The sequence below is a fragment of the Paracoccus spongiarum genome, from assembly GCF_030732095.1.
Taxonomy (GTDB): Bacteria; Pseudomonadota; Alphaproteobacteria; order Rhodobacterales; family Rhodobacteraceae; genus Paracoccus; species Paracoccus spongiarum.
Genome location: NZ_JAVAMQ010000004.1, coordinates 312,076 through 318,486, shown reverse-complemented (window position 1 = coordinate 318,486; position 6,411 = coordinate 312,076). Strand labels below are relative to the sequence as shown.

Annotated in this window: 7 protein-coding genes; 6 read left to right on the top strand and 1 reads right to left on the bottom strand. The window is 70.8% G+C overall.

The window, feature by feature from the left end; genetic code table 11:
• The 4 genes from Q5Y72_RS06875 to Q5Y72_RS06860 all read left to right on the top strand — a co-directional run.
• Positions 1-253, top strand: a 253-nt coding sequence (locus Q5Y72_RS06875; RefSeq protein WP_305962645.1) for a hypothetical protein, incomplete at its 5' end; no start/stop codon positions are given.
• Positions 254-268: 15 nt separating this feature from the next.
• The gene (locus tag Q5Y72_RS06870) at positions 269-1,213 is read left to right on the top strand and encodes a DUF533 domain-containing protein (RefSeq protein ID WP_305962644.1); all 945 of its coding nucleotides are present in this window, start codon (positions 269-271) and stop codon (positions 1,211-1,213) included.
• A gap of 240 nt (positions 1,214-1,453) precedes the next feature.
• Complete coding sequence (locus tag Q5Y72_RS06865; protein ID WP_305962643.1) at positions 1,454-1,909, top strand: c-type cytochrome; 456 nt, start codon at positions 1,454-1,456, stop codon at positions 1,907-1,909.
• Entirely contained in the window at positions 1,906-2,493 is a 588-nt protein-coding gene (locus Q5Y72_RS06860; RefSeq protein ID WP_305962642.1) for a cytochrome b/b6 domain-containing protein, read from the top strand. Before Q5Y72_RS06865 ends, Q5Y72_RS06860 begins: the two co-directional genes overlap by 4 nt.
• 131 nt (positions 2,494-2,624) lie before the next feature.
• On the opposite strand, the gene parC is transcribed toward Q5Y72_RS06860, so the two are convergent.
• Positions 2,625-4,859, bottom strand: a complete 2,235-nt coding sequence (gene parC, locus Q5Y72_RS06855) for a DNA topoisomerase IV subunit A (protein ID WP_305962641.1) — start codon at positions 4,857-4,859, stop codon at positions 2,625-2,627.
• Between the two features lie 163 nt (positions 4,860-5,022).
• Here parC and Q5Y72_RS06850 point away from each other — a divergent pair, with 163 nt between their 5' ends.
• Together Q5Y72_RS06850 and Q5Y72_RS06845 are read left to right on the top strand one after the other, a co-directional pair.
• Positions 5,023-5,577 (top strand): SH3 domain-containing protein, encoded by a 555-nt coding sequence (locus Q5Y72_RS06850; RefSeq protein WP_305962640.1) that lies wholly within the window; start codon positions 5,023-5,025, stop codon positions 5,575-5,577.
• A 1-nt stretch (position 5,578) separates the two neighbouring features.
• Positions 5,579-6,397: an SDR family NAD(P)-dependent oxidoreductase gene (locus tag Q5Y72_RS06845; RefSeq protein ID WP_305962639.1), complete on the top strand. Its 819-nt coding sequence runs from the start codon at positions 5,579-5,581 to the stop codon at positions 6,395-6,397.
• Positions 6,398-6,411: the final 14 nt, after the last annotated feature.

Genomic DNA, 6,411 nt, shown 5'->3' with positions numbered 1-6,411 from the left:
GCCGATGTTCACATGCGGTTTGTTGCGTTCAAACTTTGCCTTTGCCATCTACGGCCTCCTGATCGCGGGGCGTGGCGTGTTGATGGCCCCGAATTTGACGTGCGCCGCGATGTATAAGGCGGCAGGGGAAAAATCAAGGGCACGCGACAGGCCGCGCGACCGCCCCGGCGCGGCGCCGAAAGGGCTTGCGGGAACCGGGTGCGTTCCGCAAGCATTGGCGTGGGGAAACAGGCTGCCCGGCGCGGCCGATTGAGGGAGAACGATCACCATGAGCCTGATGAAATCTCTGGCCCGCGTTGCGGCGGGCGTGATGCTGGCCAAGGGCATCGGCGCGGCCATGAACAGCCGCCAGCAGGGCGGCCGCACGGCCGGCTCGCATGGCAGCGGCGGCGGTCTGCTGGATCAGATCCTCGGCGGCCAGTCGCGGGGCAGCATCGGGGCCGGATCAGGAGGCGGGCTGGGCGACGTCCTGGGCCAGGTCCTGGGCGGGCGCAGCCCCGGCGCGGGCAGCGGCACCCGTTACGGCGGGCCGCATTCGCGCGGCGCGCAGGGCGGGCTGGGCGGCATCCTCGACAGCCTGACCAACAGCGCCCGCGGCGGCACGACGACGGGGGGGGCCGGCGGCGGCCTGGGCGACATCCTCGGCCAGCTGGCGGGCGGCAGCAAGGGGGCTTCCGGCTCATCCGGCGGGCTTGGCGGGTTGCTGGGCGGTCTTCTGGGCGGCGCGGCCGCGGGCGGGGTGGCCGGCGGCCTGGCGCGCAAGGATGCGCAGCAGACCAATGATGCCAGCTTCGGCGAGCTGTTCAACGACGCGGTGGCCACCGGGCAGGAGCCCGAGATCGCGCCGACCGCCGAACAGAACGCCGTCGCCGGGCTGATGCTGAAGGCGATGATCCAGGCCGCGAAGTCCGACGGCAAGATCGACGATGCCGAGAAGCAACGCCTGCTGGGCCGGCTGGGCGACGACCTCGACGACGAGGAGCGGCAGTTCATCCGCGAGCAGATGGCCGCGCCGGTCGATCCGGCCGGGCTGGCGCGCGAGACGCCGAAGGGCCTCGAGGCGCAGGTCTACCTGATGTCGCTGCTGGCGATCGACTTCGACAGCAAGGAGGAGGCGCGCTATCTGAACGCGCTGGCGCAGGCGATGTCGCTGGGCGAGGAGCAGATCAACCGCATCCATGACGAGGTGGGCGTGACGCGGCTTTACGGCTGAGGCGCGCATTCGCCCGGCAAGCCGGGGGCGGGCGTCGTGCGACAGCGCGGCGCCCCCTGCGCTGCGCGCCCCGTCCTGAGGCCCCTGTCCTGCGGCCCCCGTTCTGCGGCGCCCGGTCGGCGTCCTGCCGCCGGGCTTCATCGCAATCGCGTGATCGGGCGAGGGGCGGATTGATCGGGGATAAGCGCTCTGCCACAGTTTCGTTGGGGAATTCCTCGTCATTTCAAACAGGAGCATGCCATGCGTCGGATCACGACAGCCGCCCTTGCAAGTCTTTTCATCCTGCCCGCCATTGCCGGCGCCCAGTCCGCCGAGGACATCCTCGAGGCGCGGCAGGGCTTCATGAAGATGCTGTCGCTGAACATGGCGCCGCTGGCCGCGATGGCCAAGGGCGAAATGCCCTATGACGAGGCCGCCGCGTCGCTGGCGGCGGCGAATATCGAGGCGCTGAGCGGCTATGCGGCGGCGGGGCTGTTCACGCCGGGCACCGCCAATGGCGAGGTCGAGGATTCGGACGCGCTGCCCGCGATCTGGGAGAAGCCCGAACAGTTCGCGCAGGAATATGCGGCGCTTGGCGAGGCGGCGGCGGGCGCCTCGGAGGCGGTCAAGGGCGGCCAGGGCAATATCGGCCCGGTCCTGCAGAAGCTGGGCGGCGCCTGCAAGGATTGCCATGACGATTTCCGCAAGCCGCAATGAGCCAGCCTGACGAAGCCCGCCGCGTCCGGGTCTGGGACCCGGCGCTGCGGGCCTTTCACTGGCTGCTGGCCGGGCTGGTCATCGCCAACTGGCTGCTGGGCCAGTTCGGTCCGAACGTCATGACGCTGCATTTCTGGCTGGGCTACGCCATCCTCGGGCTGCTGCTGTTTCGCGTGGTCTGGGGCGTGGTCGGGCCGGAATCCGCGCGATTCGCAAGTTTCCTGCGCGGGCCTGGGGCGGTGGCGGGCTATCTGCGCCACCTGCCGCGCCGCGAGCCGAGCCACTGGCCGGGCCACAACCCGCTTGGCGCGCTGTCGGTGGTGGCGATGCTGGCGGTGCTGCTGGCGCAGGTCGCGACCGGGCTGATCTCGGATCCCGACGACTTCATCAATGTCGGCCCGCTGGCCGGGCAGGTCGCCACCGCGACGGCCCGCAAGGCAGTGGGCTGGCATAACCTGGGCGCGCAGGTGATCCTGGTCCTGGTGATCCTGCATGTCGGGATCATCCTGTTCTACCGGCTTTGGAAGAACGAGGATCTGGTGCGGCCGATGCTGACCGGCTGGAAATGGGTGCGGCGGCGCTGAGGGCGACCGCGGCGATCGATCCTGCGGTGCGAGGGGGCGGGCCCCCTCGCCCATGACCTGACCGCCGGCCGTGGGCCGCCGGTCGGCGGGCGCGTTGCGCGCAGGGCGGGGCGCGTCGGCGCGGCGACGGATCAGGCGAAGCGGTTGTCGCGCGGGAAGCCGCGCGGCGCCATGCGCCCGGCGGTCGCGCGCTTGCCCAGCCACTCGGACAGGTCGGGTTCGGTGCGGGTCTTGCCGCCGCCCATCGGCCAGTTGAGCCCCTCGGCCAGGGTCAGGCAGATCGCGTCGGAGAGGCCGCCATCCTTGAACTTCTGCAGCCGCACGCCCTTGCCGCGCGCCATCTCGGGCAGTTCGTCCAGCGGGAAGACCAGCAGCTTGCGGTTGTCGCCCACCACCGCGACATGATCGCCCGCGACCTTGCGGCACAGAAGCCCCTCGCCGTTCAGGACCTGCTTGCCGCTGCGGGTCTGGGCGAGGATGTCGGCGGCCTGCACCACGAAGCCGTCGCCGGCCTTCGAGGCGACCAGATAGCGGTCGGCCTCGCGCCACGGGAACAGCGCGATCACCTCGGCCTCGTTGGGCAGGTCGATCATCAGCCGCAACGGCTCGCCCATGCCGCGCCCGCCGGGCAGGGTATTGGCGGGCAGCGTGTAGAAGCGGCCGTTCGAGGCGAAGATCATCAGCTTGTCGGTGGTCTCGGCATGCAGCGCCGCGCCGGGGCCGTCGCCATCCTTGAACTTGACCTCGGCATCCAGCGGCTGGTGGCCCTTCATCGCCCGGATCCAGCCCATCTTCGACAGGATCACGGTCAGCGGCTCGCGTTCGATCATCGCATCGAGGTCCAGCGGCTCGACATCGGCGGCCTCGCTGATCGTGGTGCGGCGCTGGCCCTCGGGGCTGGACTTGCCGAAGAGGTTGCGCACCTCCTTCAGCTGCTCGGCGATGCGGGCCCATTGCGCGGCCTCGTCGGCCAGCATCGCGGCCAGGCCCTCGCGCTCGGCCAGCAGGGCGTCGCGTTCGGCCCGCAGCTCGATCTCTTCAAGCTTGCGCAGGGCGCGCAGCCGCATGTTCAGGATCGCCTCGACCTGCACCTCGGTCAGACCGAACTCGGCGATCATCACGGCCTTGGGGTCGTCCTCGTGGCGGATGATCTCGATCACCCGGTCGAGGTTGAGATAGGCGATCAGATAGCCGTCCAGCACCTCGAGCCGCGCCGCGATCTTGCCCAGCCGGAACTGCGCCCGCCGCCCCAGCACCTCGCGGCGATGGTCGAGGAAGGCCCGCAGCACCTCCTTGAGCGAGCAGACCTTCGGCACCCGGCCGTCGATCAGCACGTTCATGTTCATGCTGAAGCGGATCTCGAGATCGCTGACCCGATACAGCGCCGCCATCAACTGTTCGGGGTCGACATTGCGCGCCCGCGGTTCCAGCACGATGCGGATGTCCTCGGCGGATTCGTCGCGCACATCGGCGAGGATCGGGATCTTGCGGGTCTGGATCAGTTCGGCCAGCCGTTCGATCAGCCGCGATTTCTGGACCTGATAGGGGATCTGGGTGACCACGATCTGCCACTGGCCGCGGCCCAGATCTTCCTGTTCCCAGCGCGCCCGGACGCGGAACGCGCCGCGCCCGGTGCGATAGGTCTCGGCGATGCTGTCGCGGCTTTCGACGATCACGCCGCCGGTGGGAAAGTCGGGACCCTGCAGGATGCCGGCCAGCGTGTCGTCGCGGGCGTCGGGCGTCTTGATGAGGTGCAGGCAGGCGTCGATCACCTCGTGCAGGTTGTGCGGCGGCACATTGGTCGCCATCCCCACGGCGATGCCCGAGGCGCCATTGGCCAGAAGGTTGGGGAAGGCCGCGGGCAGCACCACCGGCTCGCTGAGGGTGCCGTCGTAATTCGGGCGGAAATCGACCGAATCCTCGGCCAGACCGTCCATCAGCGCCTCGGAGGCCTGCGCCAGCCGCGCCTCGGTATAGCGGGCGGCGGCCGGGTTGTCGCCATCGACATTGCCGAAATTGCCCTGCCCGTCCACCAGCGGATAGCGCATCGCGAAATCCTGCGCCAGCCGGGCCATCGCGTCATAGATCGCGGCATCGCCGTGGGGGTGATAATTGCCCATCACGTCGCCGGTGATCTTGGCGGATTTGCGGAACGCGCCGCTGGGCGACAGGCGCAGTTCGCGCATCGCGTAGAGGATGCGGCGATGCACCGGCTTCAGCCCGTCGCGGGCGTCGGGCAGCGCGCGGTTCATGATCGTGGACAGCGCGTAGGTCAGGTAGCGTTCGCCGATGGCCCGGCTCAGCGGCTCGGACAGCGTGTTCGGATCGGGCATGTTGTCGGGCTCGGGGGGCAGATCGTCGGACATGTCGTCTTGGATAGGCCGCAGGGCGGCGCCGGTCCAGCCGGAAAATCCGGCGCCCGGGATCGCCCGGAGCGTCGCGCGCGGAACGTCACGCGCGGCGTGGCGTTGACAGGGCGGATGGGCTATCGATGCGGTGATGGCCAGCGGGGGCACGGGCGACGGGATGTTGAGACTGGCACTATTCATCGCGGTGACGCTGGCGGGGCTGTATGTGCTGGCCTCGGTGCAGGGCAGCGGCAATCCGCGCGCCGACCGCAAGCCCGCGCCGGCCGCGCCCTCGGCGGTCGCGGCGCTGCAATCGGCGGCGCAGGATGCGGGCCGCGCGCTGCTGCCGCCGCCGGCGCCCGAGGCCGCAGCGACAGCCGCGCCCGAGGCCGCGCCGATCCCGGCACCGGCCGCACCGCAGGCCGAGAGCGCGCCGGCCGCGCCGCGCTTTCCCGGACCGCCGCTGCGCCCTTCGCCCGAACATGCGGGCGCCGCGCCGGCCCCCGTCGCGCCGCCGCCCGCGGGCGCGACCGGCCCGATCCTCTATGTGACCGGCAGCCGGGTGAATTTCCGCGCCGGCCCCTCGACCGGGGACCGGGTGATCGGGGCGCTGGACGGCGGCGCCGCGGTCGAGGCGCTGGGGCCGACGGATGGCGCATGGGTCAATATCCGCGATCGCGACGGCCGCATCGGCTATATCTCGGGGCAGTTCCTGTCCGCCGACGCGCCCGGCTGAGATGACCCGGCGCGTGCTGATCACCGGCTGTTCGTCCGGCATCGGGCTGGATGCGGCGCGGCGGATGCAGGCCGCGGGCTGGCGCGTCGTGGCCACCTGCCGCCGCCCCGAGGACATCGCAGCCCGCAGGGCCGAGGGGATGGAGTGCCTGCATCTGGAACTGGCCGACGAGGCGAGCGTCGCGCGGCTGGCCGGCGAGGTGCTGGCCGGCGGCGACCTGGATGCGCTGGTCAACAATGCCGCCTTCGCCCTGCCCGGCGCGGTCGAGGACGTGCCGCGCGGCGCCCTGCGCGCGATCTTCGAGGCCAACCTGTTCGGCACCCATGACCTGACCACCCGGCTGATCCCGCATTTCCGCCAGCGCGGCGGGCGGGTGGTGAACATCAGCTCGGTCCTGGGGCTGATCGGAATTCCCTGGCGCGGCCCCTATGTGGCGACGAAATTCGCGCTGGAGGGGCTGACCGACGTGCTGCGGCTGGAGATGGCCGGCACCGGGGTCAGGATCGTGCTGATCGAGCCGGGGCCGATCACCAGCCGCATCCGCGCCAATGCCATCCCGCATTTCGAGACCTGGATCGACTGGCGCAACAGCCCCCGCGCCGACCAGTACCGCGCCGGGCTGCTGAAGCGGCTTTACCAGCCCTCGGGGCCGGACCGGTTCGAACTGCCTGCCTCGGCGGTCAGCGACCGCATCCACCGCGCGCTGACCGCCGCGAACCCGGCCCCGCGCTATTATGTCACGGCGCCGACATGGATTTCCGCGACCGGGCGCCGGCTTCTGCCGACCCGCGCACTGGACTGGCTGGCACGGCGCGGATAGGGTCGCGCCAAAGG